The following is a 16,387-nucleotide window of genomic DNA, read 5'->3' on the forward strand; positions in this document are numbered from 1 at the left end:
TGCTGTTAAAGCAAGAATTTCAGCTTAATCACCTCTTTCTCGGTCAGGAAACGCCACTTGCCGCGTGGCAGATCTTTTTTGTTCAGACCAGCGAAAACGGTACGGTCCAGTTTCTGAACTTCGTAGCCCAAATGCTCGAACATCCGGCGAACGATGCGGTTGCGGCCGCTGTGGATTTCAAGACCTACGACCTGAGCGTCCGGAGTAACCAGACCCACTTCGTCGGGACGGATAAACCCGTCTTCGAGTTCTACGCCGGCTTGCAGCTGCTCGAAATCCTCAGTAGTAATCGGCTTGTCGATTTCTGCCTGATAAATCTTCTTAATACCACTGGAAGGGTGCGTCAGCTTTTCAGCTAATTCGCCATCGTTAGTAAGCAACAACAGACCGGTCGTATTGCGGTCGAGGCGGCCTACCGGGTACACGCGCTCCGAGCATGCGCCCGCGATCAGGTCGAGCACGGTTTTGCGCTCTTCTGGATCGTCGGTGGTGGTTATATAATCCTTTGGCTTGTTGATCAGGATATACACCATTTTCTCAGGGTTCAATGCTTTCTTGCCGTATTTCACGACGTCGGTAGGACGCACTTTGTAACCCATTTCGGCAACGATCTTGCCATTAACCGAAATCTGGCCGGAAGAAATCAGGTCGTCGGCTTCGCGGCGGGAGCAAATACCCGCATTGGCGATGTACCGGTTGAGACGGATCTCATCGCCTTCTTCCTTGTCTTTATGCCTCGGTGATGCTTTCTTCTTTTGATCGTAGCTTTCCAGATTATAACGCGGTGCGGTTTCGTACCGGCCTACGCGTCTCTCCAACCCGCTGCGGTCCGGCAGCTGTTCGTCGTCTTGGAAACGGGAGCGGTAGGGTTTGTCCTCCCTATCGTCTTTTTTTTTAAATGAACCTTCATTCCGGTTGAATGAACGGCCGGGCCTATCGTCGCCCGCACGCTCCGCACGTGGCTTAAATTCACCTCCTTCTCTTTCGGAACGCGGCTTAAACTCACGATCACCATTGTCTCTTTCGAGGCGCGGCTTGTCGAAGCCCGGCTTATCGAAGCCCGGCTTAAATTCACGCTCATTATTACCTCTTTCAGGCCTTGGTTTGAATTCACGGTCGCCATTGTCTCTGTCGGATCTTGGCTTGAATTCACGGCTGCCGCTGTCTCTGTCGGATCTTGGCTTGAATTCACGGCTGCCGCTGTCTCTGTCGGATCTCGGTTTGAATTCACGGCTGCCGCTATCTCTGTCGGATCTCGGCTTATCGAAGCTCGGCTTGAATTCGCGGTCACCGTTGCTTCTTTCCGGGCGTGATTTGAAGTCGCGTGAATCTCTGTCCGGACGTGGCCTGAACTCGCGTTCGTCGTTATCCCTGTCGAAACGGGGTTTCAACTCACGATTGCGGTCTCCGCCACCGAATCCGGCTCTTTCAGGACGATCGGCAAATGGTTTTCTGTCACCAGGGCGGTCGCCGGAACGGAAGTCTTTTTTGAAACCGCGGTCGGCAGAATCGCCTTCACGACGGAACGGGCGCTGGCTGTCGCCACGGTCTGATCCGTATTTCTTGAAATCGGGCTTGTCGAAGCGAGGCTTGTCAAATCGTGGCTTACCGAATCCAGGCTTATCGAATCCCGGCTTGTCGAAGCCCGGCTTACCGAAGCCTGAGCGATCGTCGCGCGGCTTCTCATGATCGAAGCTCGGACGTGCTTTCTGGCCTCTGTTTTCGGATGGAGCTGAAAATTTCAGACTGGATTTTTTTACGCTGGGCTTGCTGAACCGGCTTTCGGTCTCAGGCTTAGTGCGTTTGAAGTAGCCGCCTCCACCTTTGGAGCCTCCGGCTGATGGGCGGGAACTGTTGCCGCCTTTTGAATTGCTTCTGTTTCTCATTAGGAATGCAGTATCACTACTGGATTTATTTCCTCTTACAAATTTACCTTGTAACCGATTAGTGCTTTAATTCGCACAAAATGGTATGAATTGCCACTAAAACTGGTTAGCCAACGTATCTGATGGTCAGAGTACTAGTGTTTAAAAAATTAGCCTGCAAAGATACATGAATTTTTCCGGGTAAAAATTTTCGAACGTGTTTATGTCAGAAATGATATGCAAACGTTTATAAGTACTATTGGAGAAAATGCCGCAAAAACAGCGATTTTTACCTAACTAAACCTTCATTAACAATTGTATTATGTCAGCTGACGCACAGGCGCAACCTTTGTGGAGACCGGGAAGGACCCTGTTGGAGCAGTCCAATCTGAAAAAGTATATGGACTGGCTTTTTGTCAAAAAGGGCCTCTATTTCCGTTCCTATCACGATCTTTGGGAGTGGTCGGTGACCGACCTGGAAGATTTCTGGGAAAGTCTTTGGAATTACTTCAATGTCAAATCGCACGATCTGTACCTGGAAGTGCTGCAAAAGCCATTGAATGGCCTGATCGGGACGCGCTGGTTCACGCGCTCGAAGCTGAATTATGCCGAACATATTTTCAGGAATAAAACAAAAGACCGTCCGGCGATCCTCTTCCAGTCGGAAAAATCGGAACTCATTGAAATATCCTGGGAAACGCTCGAAACGCAGGTGGCAGCCGTATCCACCTGGCTGAAACAACGCGGTGTGAAGCCGGGAGACCGCGTGGCGGCGGTACTGCCCAATATTCCGCAGGCGGTAGTCGCGTTTCTGGCGACGAATGCGGTAGGGGCAGTGTGGTCGTCGTGCTCGCCCGACTTTGGAAAACCGGCCATTACCGAGCGCTTCTTACAGATCGAGCCGAAGGTTTTGTTTACTGTGGACGGCTACGCTTATAACGGCAAAAGCTATGACATTACCGCCTTCGCCGGCGAGCTCTCCGCGGCATTGCCCAGCGTGAAAGACACGGTGCTGATCGATAATATATTTTCAGAAACGCGTCCAGACCGCTTCACCGCCTGGGATGACATTCTGCATTTTGAAAACTTCGGTATAGATTTCGAACCGGTACCGTTCGATCACCCGATCTGGATTCTTTACTCTTCCGGTACGACGGCCAAACCCAAAGCCATTACTCATAGCGTCGGCGGCTGCCTGATCGAGCATATGAAAGCGCTAATGCTGCATCAGAATGTAAAGCCGGGAGACCGGTATTTCTGGTATTCCACCACCGGCTGGATGATGTGGAACTACGCCATGAGCTCTTTGCTTTGTGGAGCCACATTGGTGATGTACGACGGTGCCCCGGCCTATCCGTCGTCGCAAGTGCTCTGGACACTGGCCGAAAAGGCGCGCATCACACATTTCGGCAGCGGGGCAGCATTCTTTATTGCTTCCATGAAAAGCGGCGTCAGCATTACTTCTGAGCGGCTGAGCCACCTCGAAACGATTGGTTCTACGGGCTCGCCGCTGCCACCGGAAGCATTTGAATGGATTTACAAACAAGTCAAAAAGGACGTTTGGCTGATCTCCCTGAGCGGGGGCACGGACGTGTGCAGCGCGTTTGTAGGGGGGTGCCCGCTCCTGCCTGTGTACGCAGGAGAGATCCAGTGCAGGATGCTGGGGGCGAGAATAGAAGCTTTTGACGAGGACGGGAAACCGGTGTTGAATGAGCTGGGTGAAATGGTTATTACGCAGCCCATGCCGTCGATGCCAATCTATTTCTGGAATGACGAACACGACGAAAAATACATTTCCAGCTATTTCGAAATGTACCCGCACGTATGGCGACATGGCGACTGGATCAAGATTACGGACCGGAAATCGGTGATTATTTACGGCCGCTCCGATGCCACTTTGAACCGCGGTGGCGTCCGCATCGGGACCGCGGAAATTTACCGGGCAGTCGAAAGCATTCCGGATGTGAAGGACAGCCTGGCCGTTTACCTCGAAAAATCGAACGGTGAGGGTACAATCTCGCTTTTTGTCGTCCTGGCAAAAGACAAGGAATTGACCGATGAGTTGAAAAAGCAGATCAGGGACACACTGCGGACCCAATACAGCCCGCGCCACGTGCCGGATACCATTGAGCAGGTGGGCGATATCCCTTATACGATCAATGGCAAAAAGATGGAGGCGCCTATGAAACGGATACTCATGGGGCAGGATCCGGCGAAGTGCATTAATATCGATACGATGCGCAATCCCGAATCACTTAAAGCATTTATCTAGAAATACGTGCTGTTGGTATGTTAACGCCCTGCATTCATTTGCATTAGGCAACCAAAATTGTTTAATTCACGTTGGGGAAATATCCAATTCCCGCGACGCCAGCCCATACTCCTAATTTTTACAGGTATGAATTCACATAGCCCCCAACCCCCCATCCAGAACTCGAAATCCGTAGTTCGTTTGCCTATCATCATTGCCATCACGCTGGCGGCAGGAGTGCTGCTCGGGAGTACATTTTTCAGCGGTGGCAAGAAGCTTTCGGACGTTGCAAAGGGCTATGGCAAGTTCAGGGAAGTACTGATGCTGGTGGAAAATAACTACGTGGATTCAGTAAATACCGACGAGCTGGTCGATTTCTCGATCTCCAAAATGCTCGAAAAACTCGACCCGCACACGGCTTATTTCAATGCCGAGGAGGCTACGGCGGCACGGTCGCAGCTGGAATCCGGTTTCGACGGCATTGGCGTTGAATTTAATATTTATAACGATACGGTTTATGTGGTAACGCCATTGAGCGGCGGGCCTTCCGAGGCCGCTGGTATTCAGAGTGGCGACCGCATTATTTCTGTTAATAAAGAAAACTTGTCGGGCCCCGGAGTTACCAATGCGCAGGTTTACAAGCTATTGCGTGGTAAGAGAGGAACGAAAGTCGATCTGGCGATCGAACGGGTCGGGTTGAAGGACAAAATGAATTTTGCGGTGGTGCGCGACCGTATTCCGACTTATTCGGTGGATGCATCCTACATGGTGGACCAGGAAATTGGCTACATTAAAGTAAGCCGTTTCTCGGAAACCACATTCGACGAATTCAAATCTGCATTAAAAACATTGAAGGCCAGTGGATTGAAAAACCTCATCCTTGACCTTCGCGGCAATCCCGGCGGCTACATGGAGCGCGCCACGAGTATGGCCGACGAATTTATCGCCGGTGATAAGTTGCTAGTTTATACGGAAGGTAAAGACAGCCGGTTCGATCGTAAAACCCGCTCGCATGTAGACGGTCTTTTTGAACAAGGACCACTGATCGTGCTCGTTGACGAAGGCAGTGCATCAGCCTCCGAAATTCTCGCCGGCGCCTTACAGGATCACGATCGTGCATTGGTTGTCGGACGCAGGTCATATGGGAAAGGCCTGGTACAAATGCCGATCAAACTGTCTGACGGCTCCGAGCTGCGCCTGACCATTTCGCGCTACTATACGCCAAGTGGCCGGAGCATTCAGAAGCCCTATGAAATGGGTAAGGGAGAAGATTACAGCCAGGACCTGACGCACCGTTACGAAAGCGGGGAGCTTTTCAATGCCGACAGCATCAAATTTGATAAAACCAAGATTTATAAAACCGACGGCGGCCGCGTCGTGTACGGTGGAGGCGGTATTACCCCGGATATTTTTGTTGCAAAAGATACTTTGATGAACAGCAAATACCTGTTTGAGTTGTATTCCAAAAACATTATTCGTGAATATGCGCTGCGCTATGCCAACGAAAACCAGAAAAAACTTGAAAAGCAGCCGTTCAAGGAATTCCTGAAATCCTTCCAGGTGTCGGATGTAATGCTGGCCGAGTTGGTGAAAGACGCTTCGAAGGCGGGTATCAAACCGAATGAAAAAGAACTGAACCTTTCCAAATCGCTCATTACCTCGCAAACCAAGGCGATTATCGGTCGCTATGTGTGGGGAAGAAAGCAAAAGAGCGGTCTGAACAACGAGGTATTTCAGGTTCTAAACCCGGGCGATAATGTTTATCAACAGGCGGTACAACTTTTCAATCAGGCGGCACAGCTGGAAAAAGGGGAGTTCAGCAGCCTGAATATTCCTAAAAACAAAAAGTAAATTCACTCCACACCATTCACTCAATGTCCCGTATTGCATTTATTACCGGAGCTACATCCGGTATCGGCAAGGCCACGGCAGAAGCATTTGCCGGGGCTGGAATAGACCTTATTTTGTGCGGCCGCCGCCAGGAGCGTCTCGACGAAGTTGCCCTTGAACTGGCTTCAAAAGTAAAGGTGACCACACTCTTGTTTGACGTTCGTGACAAGGGCGGAGTGCTGGCAGCAGTAGGTTCGTTGCCCGACGAGTGGAAAAACATCGACATCCTGGTCAACAATGCAGGCAATGCCCACGGCCTCGGCACGCTCGATGAAGGCGATACCGACGACTGGGACGCGATGATCGATGGCAATGTAAAGGGGCTTCTCTACGTTTCGAAAGCCATTATTCCACTGCTCCTCGAACGCGGCAAAGGGCATATTGTAAACATCAGCTCCATTGCCGGGAAGCAAACCTACCCGAATGGCGCGGTCTACTGCGCTTCAAAGGCCGCCGTGGAGGTCATCAGCGAGGGAATGCGCCTTGAACTCACACAGCACGGCATCAAGACAACCAATGTGGCGCCGGGCGCCGTCGAGACTGAATTTTCGCTTGTCCGCTTTAAAGGTGATGAAGATAGGGCCGAAAAGGTGTACCAGGGTTTCGATCCGTTGCAACCCGGTGACATCGCCGATGCGATCCTGTACGCCGTCAATGCGCCTGACCGCGTTACGATTGCGGATATTACCATCCTGGCCGGAGCCCAGTCGGCAGCCACCGTGATCCATCGTAAATAGAATTTTATTTGGTTTCTGGCCATAGTTCGGCCGGGAATCGATACCTTTATCATTCTTTTTTAGCCCCGACTTGTATAAACAACAAGTCGGGGACATTTTGAATGCCTATGAAAAGTTTCGACCAGAATTCTTCCGCTGAATCTACGGCCGCCGTGGACACAACAGCAGTTTCCGCTTCCCAGACAGTATTTCCAATTCTTCTGGCGCTAAGTTTCTCTCACTTGCTGAACGACACAATGCAATCCCTCATTCCGTCGATTTATCCGATGGTGAAGGAGTCGTTTCATTTGAGTTTTTCACAGATCGGGCTCATTACATTTACATTCCAGGTGAGTGCGTCTGTATTTCAGCCGCTTGTAGGCTCATATACGGACAAAAGGCCTCAGCCTTATGCATTGGCAGTCGGCATGTGTTTTACTTTGCTGGGGCTCGTATCGCTTTCAATGGCAAATAGCTTTCATATTGTATTGCTTTCCGTAGGTCTTATCGGGATTGGATCGGCGGTATTCCACCCCGAAGCTTCGCGTGTGGCGCGCATGGCATCCGGGGGCAAGCACGGGATGGCGCAATCGCTTTTTCAGGTGGGGGGTAATGCGGGCAGCTCGCTTGGGCCATTGCTGGCGGCACTGATATTGCTGCCTTATGGCCGCTTCCAGGTGATCTGGTTTTCGCTGGTGGCGTTGCTGGCTATTGTTATCCTTTCGTGGGTAGGCGGCTGGTACAAGCAAAATCTGACCACGGTTGTCAAAAAAGCGACCGGCGCAGTAAAGCAGGAAACCACTTTGTCGAAATCCAAAGTGGTAGTTTCGATAGGTATTCTGCTCCTGCTGATCTTCTCGAAATACATTTATATGGCTAGCATTTCGAGCTACTTCACCTTTTACCTGATCGACAAATTCGGCGTGTCCATTCAGAGCTCGCAGATTTACTTGTTTGCTTTTCTGTTTGCGGTAGCGGCAGGGACATTCATTGGCGGGCCGGTAGGCGACCGGATCGGTCGTAAGTATGTGATCTGGATATCTATTCTTGGCGCGGCGCCATTTGCGTTGCTGTTGCCTTACGTCGACCTGTTCTGGACGGGTGTATTAAGCTGCATTATCGGTCTGATCTTATCTTCCGCATTCTCGGCAATCCTTGTGTACGCGCAGGAATTGATTCCCGGCAAAGTAGGAATGATCGCCGGCTTGTTCTTCGGTTTTGCATTCGGCATCGCCGGCATCGGTTCGGCCATTCTTGGTACGGTAGCTGATAAGACCAGTATTGAATATGTTTTCTGGATCTGCTCGTTTTTGCCGCTGATTGGTTTGTTGACCGGGTTCTTGCCGAATTTGGAGAAGAAACATTAATCACTAATCCTCAAAATCAACGCAGGATCAGGACATAAATCCAAATAATAGTCCCGATCCGCAGCATGGCAGACGCCGGGGAAGTCGCCCTTGTAATCTCCCATGTTCCGAATAATCTGGAAATGTAGATGCGGCGGCCAGTCGCCATTTTCAGGGTAGGGGCCGATGGCGGCGAGGTCTTCGCCGGCTTTAATCGTTTTGCCTTCGAACAAACCTTCCAGTGAGTTTAGCGATAAATGCCCGTAAAGCGTGAAAAACGGGATTCCGTCCAGTTCGTGTGCAAGGATAATGGTAGGGCCATAATCTCCATAATGGTTGTTGAAAGCAAAGCTGTGCACCGTCGCATCCAGTGGCGCGTAAAGCGGCGTGCCTGCATCCGTCCAGATATCGACGCCCAGGTGAATGCTGCGGGGCTTTTCGCTGTCGGCTGTGAAGTGTTTCCGATGCCGGTAAATGACACGGTTTTCGCCGTAGCCGCCGATGCCATTATAAGCATTGCCCGCTAAAAGCTCGTGAAAAACATAATCGGAGAAATCACGCGTTTCCGACAGGTCACGCGTTAGCAAATCTGCATTGCCAGCCGTAAAATCCAGCTTGCAATACGGTTTGCCGTTCTGCACAATAGCAGAGAATGCGGGGTGTTGGCGAAGCAATTCGGTGAGTTCAGCCATTTTTCAAAGGTTAGAAAACAAATCAGGCAAGCCGTTATGACCTGCCTGATTCATTATGCATTATTTAGGATCGAGCGCCTGCTTGATTCTCTGGGACACATCCTGCAAATGGTACCGCGTATTCTTGTCGGTGCTTTTCGCGATGGCCGCATTTACAGTGGTTTTCAATTGCTCCAAATGCGCGCGGGCAATAGACGGTAAGTCGGTTTTTTCAAGTTCTACCGAGCGGGTCGAGAAGCCGTAGGTAATGCCTACCGGAATGGACTGGACATTAGCCCGGCCCGGTTTCAGTAAGGAAACCAGCTTTTCGGCATACACTTTTTGAAGATTCCTGCGGTAAAGGTCAATCGGCTTGCCGGTTTTGGCTTCCGACCATATTCCCGCTTCCAGATCGGTAAAAAGATCGTCGAGCGTGTAATTTTTGGCAGAAATACCTGTTTCCATCAGTCGTACCGCGCGGTCGCCAGCGAAAAGGGCTGTTAATGCATATTCCTGCAATGCTTTCACTGCCTCCATACCGGTTTCAGGCTTCGTTTTGTTCAGGATATTCTGGTCCAGAAGCCAGGTTGGCGTCTTGAAAAGCTGCGCATTCAAAAAGTCGATCGCTTCTTTTTGCGTGGCTTTGGGAACGGTCGTGAAAGTCGGGCCTTCCATATCGTAGGTAGTCGGTGTGTCGTAAATACCGCCTACATTTTTGATCACGTGGCCCAGGTAGCGACGGTATTGCGTTACCACATTGCCATAAATTTCATCCAGTTCTTTATAGCTTTCGCCGTCTTCCTTGCTCCATTCGATCAGGTTCGGGATAATGCGTTTCAGGTTTTTGATGCCATATTCCGAAGCTTTCATGGCATTGTCACTCAAATCTTCGGTCTGGTAGCGTGGGTCGTACGGGCTGATTTCCGTTCCAAAATGCAGGCGGTTGTCCTGGTAAGCCGCTTTGGTCAGGGTATTCAGCGCCAGCTTTTCGGATTGGGCATCTTTGGCGTCCGGGAAGTTGCTGTAACCCCATTGAATGGCCCATTTGTCGTAGTCGCCGATGCGTGGGAAGAGGTTGGTAATACCGTCTTCCGGCTGTGCCACGTAATTGAAACGCGCATAATCCATAATGGAGGAGGTATGGCCGTGTTCTTCAACCCAAGCCTTGTCGCGTAGCTTTTCAACTGGTGTAGCCGAGCTGGCGCCCATGTTGTGGCGCAAGCCAAGCGTATGCCCAATCTCGTGCGACGATACAAAACGAACGAGCTGGCCCATCAATTCATCATCAAATTTCTTGGTACGGGCTTTGGGGTCTACGGCCGCGGCCTGGATAATATACCAGTTGCGTAGCAGGCGCATTACGTTATGGTACCAGCCAATGTGGCTTTCGAGGATCTCGCCACTGCGCGGGTCGTGCACATTAGGCCCGTAAGCATTCTGTATATCGGCCGCGAAATAGCGGATTACCGAGTAGCGGGCATCTTCGAGGCTCATTGTGGTGTCGCTTTCAGGCCAATACTCGCCACGAATGGCGTTTTTCCAGCCCGCTTTTTCAAATGCAACCTGCCAGTCGTCGACACCGGCTTTGAGGTATTTGCGCCATTTCTCGGGTGTCGCCGGGTCAATGTAATAAACGATCGGTTTTTTAGGTTCGATCAGTTCGCCGTTTTTTTGTTTGCGGGCGTCTTCGGCATTTTTTGGTTCGAGGCGCCATCTTACGGCAAAAACCTCCGTGTCGGAACGCTGCGATTCCTCGCTGAAAGTGGCATATTGATTAGCAAAATAACCAACCCGACTATCGAAAATGCGTTTTTTCATCGGCGACTTCGGCAGCAGGATCAGTGAGGAGTTCATTTCAAATGTTACAACCCCGGCATCCAGGCCGGAAGGGAGGTACTGACCGACCGAAGGGACCGGTGTGGGTGTCAGCACCTGGGGCGTCACATTGAACGTCTTGATCGTCCGGATTTCGGTATTAATCGGGTAAGTACAGATTTTGGAAATAAAGGAGGCTTCTTTTTTGAACGCTGCAAGTTTCAGCAATTGTTTGCTGACGGAACTTAACGAGAATACCTGGTTATCGGAGTTGAAAAACTCGGTAACATCGATCACCGAGGATTTCTCGGGGTCTTTTTTCACGGCTTTAATATCAAAAACACCGATAATAGGGTCGGAATTGGAGTTTTTGACGGCCTGGAAAATAGGTTTGGTGCTGTCGGGGCTGGTCACAACGATCGTCACAGAGCGCAGCAGAAGGTTATTATCCATTCCCCTTTCCCAACGGATCATCTGGCGGTTCACTTCCTCACCGCCGAAGATTCCTCCGCCTGCCGCGGTTTTGGAATATCGGGTAACAGCCATAATATCGCGGTTCAGAAGTGAATCGGCGATTTCGAAATACCATTTGTCTTCCATCTTATGAACGGAAATCATGCCTTTCTGGCTGATTGCATTGGTACTATCGATCAGATCTTTGAATGCCTTCGGGCCTTTCTTTTTGTCGTCTTTCAGCTTGTCTTTTACCGCAGATGCCACCGCGTCGACGGCCTTGTCGATCTTGACATCTTCTTGTTTGTCTTTCTTTTTCTTTCGTTGCGCGTGGGCGTCGTGCATATACACGAATGCCAGCGTCGCGAGGAGAAGGTAACGCATTAATCTCATAGAGTTGGTTTTGGGATAAAGTATAAAGGTGTAATTAAATGAGTTGTTGGGTGGTCAGCGTGCCATCAATTCGGCGAGGACGCCTTCTTTGAGGGCATACTTCGAAACCTGGATTTGCCCGATGCCATGTGTTTTGAGCACGTAGTCGATCAGGCAGACGGCCACTACGATCATATCCACACGCAGCTCGATCATACCGGGGATCGCCATGCGTTCGTCGTGGTTGCCGGATAGGATGAGGGCATAGGCGCGGTAAAATTCTTCCAGGGGGATATTGAAATCGGTTTCCGATGCCGGTGGCCAGTCGCCCGTGCGGTGGTGAAAGTCGATATCGACAAGGGTATCAAACGTTCCCGACGAGCCTACCAGCTTTTCGGGGGCATATTGGTGGACCGCATTCGCGAGGGGAATGAGGTTTTCGTCAAAATGATTGTACAGGCTCCGGCGGTCGGCTTGGGAAAGCGGGTCGTTCCGCATGAATTTTTCCATGAGTCGCTGCCCGCCGATTTCGAAGCTCTGTTTCCAGAATATCTGCGAGCGGTTGCCAATGATAAATTCGACGCTGCCACCTCCGATGTCCATGATCAGTGAAGGCCCCTCGCCAATGTCGGCACCGTGGCGCACACCGTGGTAAATATATTCTGCCTCGCGGTTACCATCGATGATCGTGACTTCAATATTTGTTTTTTCAAAAATTTCCGAACAGAATGCTTGCCGGTTTTCTGCATTGCGGACCGCGCTGGTGCCGAACGCGAAAGTCTTTTCGGGCATTACTTCAAAGGAGTCGAGTTTCTCGCGGAAATAGGAGAGAACGGCCAGCGCACGATCCTGCGCTTCGGGGGTGATAATGCGCTTGTTGATACCTCCCAGGCCGATCCTGGCAGGCCTGCTTTCGTGGAAAACGGTCTTGAAATGAGCACCGTTGGGCTCCGCGATCAGCAGGTGAAAAGTGTTGGTACCTAAATCAATTATTCCCAGTCTCGAACTCATATCGGGCTGTTTAATCTGTTAATGACTTTCATTTCAATGCAATGGATACAAAAATAAACGAATTTTAACGAGTTATTTCTTGATTTTCTGTCGGATATAGTTTTTCTTTGCAGTCCGATTTCAGAAACCAATTCAAAGAACATTAGAAATTATAAGCATGCTTATTATTAACATCAAAGACAACGAATCGATTGACCGCGCTCTTAAGCGTTACAAGAAGAAATTTGAAAGAACTGGTACAATGCGCCAGCTTCGTGCGCGTACAGCTTTTGAAAAGCCATCTGTAAAGCGTCGTTTCGAAGTTTTGCGTGCAGTTTACAAAGAGAAAACATACGGTCATTTAGAAGACTAGTTCCTGGTGGAATGGTTCTCTGAAAGACTTCTATAGGATTATTGTATCCACATCATACGAAAAGGAGCTATCTTGAATAAGATGGCTCCTTTTCGTATGTTCGGAGTATGATAACGCCATTTTTGGAATTCCTCCAATTCGAAAAGCGCTCGAGTGCGCATACGATCAAATCGTATCAGACTGATCTCGAACAGTTTCAGAAATACCTTCTTTTCCAATACGATTGCGCCGAGCCCGAAACAGCCAAAGCGCCGATGCTCCGGTCGTGGGTAGTGAGTATGATGGAAGAAGGACTCAACCCATCGTCGATTAACCGGAAAATTGCGACGCTCCGGACGTTCTTTGGTTATTTAAGGAAGAAAAAACACATTGATAGTGATCCGACGAAAATCCTGTCGGCTTTGAAAACCCGCAAAAAACTGCCCGCATTTGTAGAAGAGAAATCCATGGAAATGCTTTTTGAAGAAGGCACATTTTCGGACGATTTCGAAGGACTGCGCGACAGGGTAATTATGGAACTGCTGTATGGCAGCGGTATCCGGCTTTCGGAGCTCGTGGAGTTGGAATTAAAAGACCTTAACTTGCCCGCCCGCACGATCCGTGTTTTCGGGAAACGGTCGAAAGAGCGGATAGTGCCTGTCTCCACCTCTTTGGCACAATTGCTTCAAAAATATTCAGAACAGCGTGCGCCGGAGGAAAATACTGACATTCTGCTGTTGACTGATTCAAATAAAGCTATTTACCCGGTTTTTGTACAGCGGAAAGTGAAGCAATACCTTTCCGCCGTTACGACGCTGTCGCAAAAGAGCCCGCACGTGCTCCGGCACACCTATGCCACGCATTTGCTCAACCGCGGCGCCGATCTGAATGCGATCAAGGAATTACTGGGACACGCCAACCTGGCCGCCACGCAAATTTACACCCATAACTCCATCGAAAAGCTTAAAAAAACGCATCAACAAGCGCACCCCAAAGCCTGAAACCCATTTTTTAAGGTTATATTTGCCTTCAGTGCAAATTTCAAAATATAATTTCGTCACTCCATTATGAATAATAGTTTCCAGGACGCAGTTGTAACGAAGTATAATATTTTTAATAGCCTGTTTCTGAGTTTACCGTATCGCGGTATCTTCCAAACTGGCTCTCTGCTTCCGATACTGACCCAGCAAAGCGAGGTAGGCTTTCAGGAAGGCAAATCTCCCAAAGAAATCATCGAGCATTTTTTTTCAGAGCTCCTGGAAACAGCTACTCCCAAGGAACGCGCGGACTTGCTTTTTGCATTCATCCAATATATCGAACGCCAGGTGGTGCTTTTCGACTCAGTGGAAGATGCTGCTTTTGACGAAACGCACGACCTGACCGGCAAAGGCTCGGTGACCTACCTGACCGAACGGCTGGAAAATGACGAACTGAAAAAGAAATTGCTCGCAAAGCTGGAAGATTTCAGCGTGCGCATCGTGCTGACTGCCCACCCGACCCAGTTTTATTCCGGCAAAGTGTTGGGCATTATCAACGATCTGGAAGATGCAATCAAGGCAAACGACTTTACAGAGGTAAACCAGTTGCTGTTGCAGCTTGGGAAAACGGCTTTCATTAACCATGAAAAACCCACACCCTTCGATGAGGCGGTGAGCCTGTGCTGGTTCCTCGAAAATGTATATTATGATGCCATTCCGTCCATTCTTGAAAAACTCATTAATGGCCTGGGAATGAGCGTTCACGACTGGCCTTACCCGAATGTGTTCCGTCTGGGCTTCTGGCCGGGCGGGGACCGCGACGGGAACCCGTTTGTGAACCCCGAAATCACACTCAAAGTCGCCGACCGCCTGCGCGAGACGCTGTTGCGTGGCTACTATCGGGATATCCGCCAATTAAAACGCCGCCTGACGTTTAAAGGAGTCGACGAAGCGGTTTCGCTGGCGGAGAAAAAGATGAACAGCACCATTTTCGGGCCGTTTGAAGAAGGATACGAAAATGCGCAGGAGCTGATCGACGAGTTGCTCAAAGCGCGCGAAGTGCTGGTGAACAAGCATCAGGGGTTGTTCGTGGAGTTGCTTGATAACTTTATTTTAAAACTCAATCTATTCGGTTTTTTCTTCGCAAGCCTCGACGTCCGTCAGGATAGCCGCAAGCATGGCAAGGCCTGGGAGGATATTCTGAAAAGACTGGAAAGGAAGATTCCGCTGCTGAAATACAGCGATTACGAGAGTTGGGATGAGGCCAAGAAGATCGACCTGCTGCTTTCCCTGAATATACCGCTTCGGGATGAAGACTATGAGGATGAGCTTACTAAGGACATCCTTGGTTCGATCCGGGCGATCAAGACGATCCAGGAGAAGAATGGTGAAAAAGGCGCGCACCGGTATGTAATCAGCAACAATACTTCCGCACTGAATGTAATGCAGGTGGTAGCGTTGGCCAAAAACCTGATTGCAGACGAACAGGGCAAGCTGGCGCTCGACGTAGTACCGCTTTTTGAAACGGTAGATGACCTGGCCAATGCACCGGACATTATGCGCTCGCTATATGAAAACGATTACTACCGCAACCACCTGAGCAACCGCGAGAATCACCAGACGATCATGGTGGGCTTTTCGGATGGCACCAAAGACGGCGGCTATCTGCGAGCCAACTGGTCGATCTACCGCGCGAAGGAAGAGCTGACCAAGGTTTCGCGTGAATTTGGCATTAAAGTCACATTCTTCGACGGCCGCGGGGGACCTCCGGCACGTGGGGGCGGCAACAACCACAACTTTTATTCATCACTGGGCAAGGATATCGAGGATAAGGAAATCCAGCTTACGGTTCAGGGACAGACCATCAGTTCCAATTATGGCACCGTTACGACGGCCATGTATAACCTGGAAAGGCTGTTCACCGCCGGCCTTGAAAACCACCTTTTCAAAGGTCACCGCGAAGATGAACTGACGGATGCAGACAAAGATCTGATCGAGGAAATGGCTGAAATTGCCTACAATTCCTATCTGGACTTGAAAAACCACCCGATGTTTGTCAAGTACCTCGACAAAAAGACGCCATTGCGTTTTTACGGACAAACCAACATCGGTAGCCGTCCGACCAAACGCGGCAACGACGACGAAGGCCTGAAATTCGAAGATTTGCGGGCAATCCCGTTCGTAGGTTCATGGGCGCAGATGAAACAGAATGTGCCCGGATTTTACGGTTTCGGTACCGCGATCAAGGAACTGGCGAAGGAGAACAAAGTCGATGATATCAAAAAGCTTTATCAGAAATCGCTTTTCTTTCGGACGTTGATCGAAAACTCAATGCAGTCGCTCTCCAAAGCATTCTTCCCGGCCACCAAGTACCTTCGCGACGATGAGGATTACCGTGAGTTCTGGGATAAAATGTATAACGAATTCTTGCTTACACGCGAGCTTTTGCTTGATGTATCGGGCCAGAAGGAGCTGCTCGATAGCAACAACGTCACCAAAGTTTCCATTAAAACCCGCGAGCGTATCGTATTGCCGTTGATCACCATCCAGCAATATGCATTGCAAATGCTCGCAGGCGATCCGAAGGAACTGCCGGTTGATGTGGAGACCTATAATCAGCTCATTATTCGGGCGATGTTCGGGATTATCAATGCGGCACGGAACTCGGCTTAGCAGTAAATTTTTGTGA

11 protein-coding genes are annotated in these 16,387 nt (G+C 50.0%); 7 read left to right on the forward strand and 4 right to left on the reverse strand.

The features are described 5' to 3' along the window. Window positions 1-5: 5 nt before the first annotated feature. Window positions 6-1,886 (reverse strand): pseudouridine synthase, encoded by a 1,881-nt coding sequence (locus ACTJJJ_RS30405; protein WP_440703781.1) that lies wholly within the window; start codon window positions 1,884-1,886, stop codon window positions 6-8. Window positions 1,887-2,187: 301 nt separating this feature from the next. Here ACTJJJ_RS30405 and ACTJJJ_RS30410 point away from each other — a divergent pair, with 301 nt between their 5' ends. The 4 genes from ACTJJJ_RS30410 (at window position 2,188) to ACTJJJ_RS30425 (ending at window position 8,089) form a co-directional block, all read left to right on the forward strand. Then, on the forward strand, window positions 2,188-4,137 hold the full coding sequence (locus ACTJJJ_RS30410) for an acetoacetate--CoA ligase (protein WP_440703782.1): 1,950 nt from the start codon (window positions 2,188-2,190) through the stop codon (window positions 4,135-4,137). Between the two features lie 126 nt (window positions 4,138-4,263). Continuing rightward, window positions 4,264-5,967: a S41 family peptidase gene (locus tag ACTJJJ_RS30415; protein ID WP_188939131.1), complete on the forward strand. Its 1,704-nt coding sequence runs from the start codon at window positions 4,264-4,266 to the stop codon at window positions 5,965-5,967. Between the two features lie 23 nt (window positions 5,968-5,990). Further along, window positions 5,991-6,743, forward strand: a complete 753-nt coding sequence (locus ACTJJJ_RS30420) for an SDR family NAD(P)-dependent oxidoreductase (RefSeq protein ID WP_440703783.1) — start codon at window positions 5,991-5,993, stop codon at window positions 6,741-6,743. A gap of 107 nt (window positions 6,744-6,850) precedes the next feature. Continuing rightward, window positions 6,851-8,089, forward strand: a complete 1,239-nt coding sequence (locus tag ACTJJJ_RS30425; RefSeq protein WP_440703784.1) for an MFS transporter — start codon at window positions 6,851-6,853, stop codon at window positions 8,087-8,089. Here the strand turns inward: ACTJJJ_RS30425 and ACTJJJ_RS30430 are convergent. The 3 genes from ACTJJJ_RS30430 to ACTJJJ_RS30440 all read right to left on the reverse strand — a co-directional run bounded on the left by ACTJJJ_RS30430 (window position 8,086) and on the right by ACTJJJ_RS30440 (window position 12,390). After that, window positions 8,086-8,760, reverse strand: coding sequence for a peptidoglycan DD-metalloendopeptidase family protein (locus ACTJJJ_RS30430; RefSeq protein WP_440703785.1), 675 nt, complete (start codon window positions 8,758-8,760; stop codon window positions 8,086-8,088). The genes ACTJJJ_RS30425 and ACTJJJ_RS30430 overlap by 4 nt on opposite strands. A 60-nt stretch (window positions 8,761-8,820) precedes the next feature. Further along, on the reverse strand, window positions 8,821-11,391 hold the full coding sequence (locus ACTJJJ_RS30435) for a zinc-dependent metalloprotease (RefSeq protein ID WP_440703786.1): 2,571 nt from the start codon (window positions 11,389-11,391) through the stop codon (window positions 8,821-8,823). Between the two features lie 63 nt (window positions 11,392-11,454). Next, on the reverse strand, window positions 11,455-12,390 hold the full coding sequence (locus tag ACTJJJ_RS30440) for a Ppx/GppA phosphatase family protein (RefSeq protein WP_188939127.1): 936 nt from the start codon (window positions 12,388-12,390) through the stop codon (window positions 11,455-11,457). Between the two features lie 157 nt (window positions 12,391-12,547). On the opposite strand from ACTJJJ_RS30440, the gene rpsU reads away from it, so the two are divergent. From rpsU to ACTJJJ_RS30455, 3 genes are all read left to right on the forward strand, one after another. Beyond that, on the forward strand, window positions 12,548-12,742 hold the full coding sequence (gene rpsU, locus ACTJJJ_RS30445; protein WP_090154901.1) for a 30S ribosomal protein S21: 195 nt from the start codon (window positions 12,548-12,550) through the stop codon (window positions 12,740-12,742). A 107-nt stretch (window positions 12,743-12,849) separates the two neighbouring features. Next, a complete protein-coding gene (locus ACTJJJ_RS30450) occupies window positions 12,850-13,722 on the forward strand; it encodes a tyrosine-type recombinase/integrase (protein ID WP_188939126.1) in 873 nt (290 codons plus the stop codon). A gap of 66 nt (window positions 13,723-13,788) precedes the next feature. After that, window positions 13,789-16,371, forward strand: coding sequence for a phosphoenolpyruvate carboxylase (locus ACTJJJ_RS30455; RefSeq protein ID WP_188939125.1), 2,583 nt, complete (start codon window positions 13,789-13,791; stop codon window positions 16,369-16,371). Window positions 16,372-16,387 lie beyond the last annotated feature (16 nt).

Origin of the sequence: Dyadobacter sp. 22481, from assembly GCF_052044875.1 — a bacterium.
Classification (GTDB): domain Bacteria; phylum Bacteroidota; class Bacteroidia; order Cytophagales; family Spirosomataceae; genus Dyadobacter; species Dyadobacter endophyticus.

Coding starts and splice junctions, on each gene's coding strand:
- ACTJJJ_RS30405 (WP_440703781.1), bottom strand. CDS start 1,886: ATGAGAAACAGAAGCAATTCAAAAGGCGGCAACAGTTCCCGCCCATCA.
- ACTJJJ_RS30410 (WP_440703782.1), top strand. CDS start 2,188: ATGTCAGCTGACGCACAGGCGCAACCTTTGTGGAGACCGGGAAGGACC.
- ACTJJJ_RS30415 (WP_188939131.1), top strand. CDS start 4,264: ATGAATTCACATAGCCCCCAACCCCCCATCCAGAACTCGAAATCCGTA.
- ACTJJJ_RS30420 (WP_440703783.1), top strand. CDS start 5,991: ATGTCCCGTATTGCATTTATTACCGGAGCTACATCCGGTATCGGCAAG.
- ACTJJJ_RS30425 (WP_440703784.1), top strand. CDS start 6,851: ATGAAAAGTTTCGACCAGAATTCTTCCGCTGAATCTACGGCCGCCGTG.
- ACTJJJ_RS30430 (WP_440703785.1), bottom strand. CDS start 8,760: ATGGCTGAACTCACCGAATTGCTTCGCCAACACCCCGCATTCTCTGCT.
- ACTJJJ_RS30435 (WP_440703786.1), bottom strand. CDS start 11,391: ATGCGTTACCTTCTCCTCGCGACGCTGGCATTCGTGTATATGCACGAC.
- ACTJJJ_RS30440 (WP_188939127.1), bottom strand. CDS start 12,390: ATGAGTTCGAGACTGGGAATAATTGATTTAGGTACCAACACTTTTCAC.
- rpsU (WP_090154901.1), top strand. CDS start 12,548: ATGCTTATTATTAACATCAAAGACAACGAATCGATTGACCGCGCTCTT.
- ACTJJJ_RS30450 (WP_188939126.1), top strand. CDS start 12,850: ATGATAACGCCATTTTTGGAATTCCTCCAATTCGAAAAGCGCTCGAGT.
- ACTJJJ_RS30455 (WP_188939125.1), top strand. CDS start 13,789: ATGAATAATAGTTTCCAGGACGCAGTTGTAACGAAGTATAATATTTTT.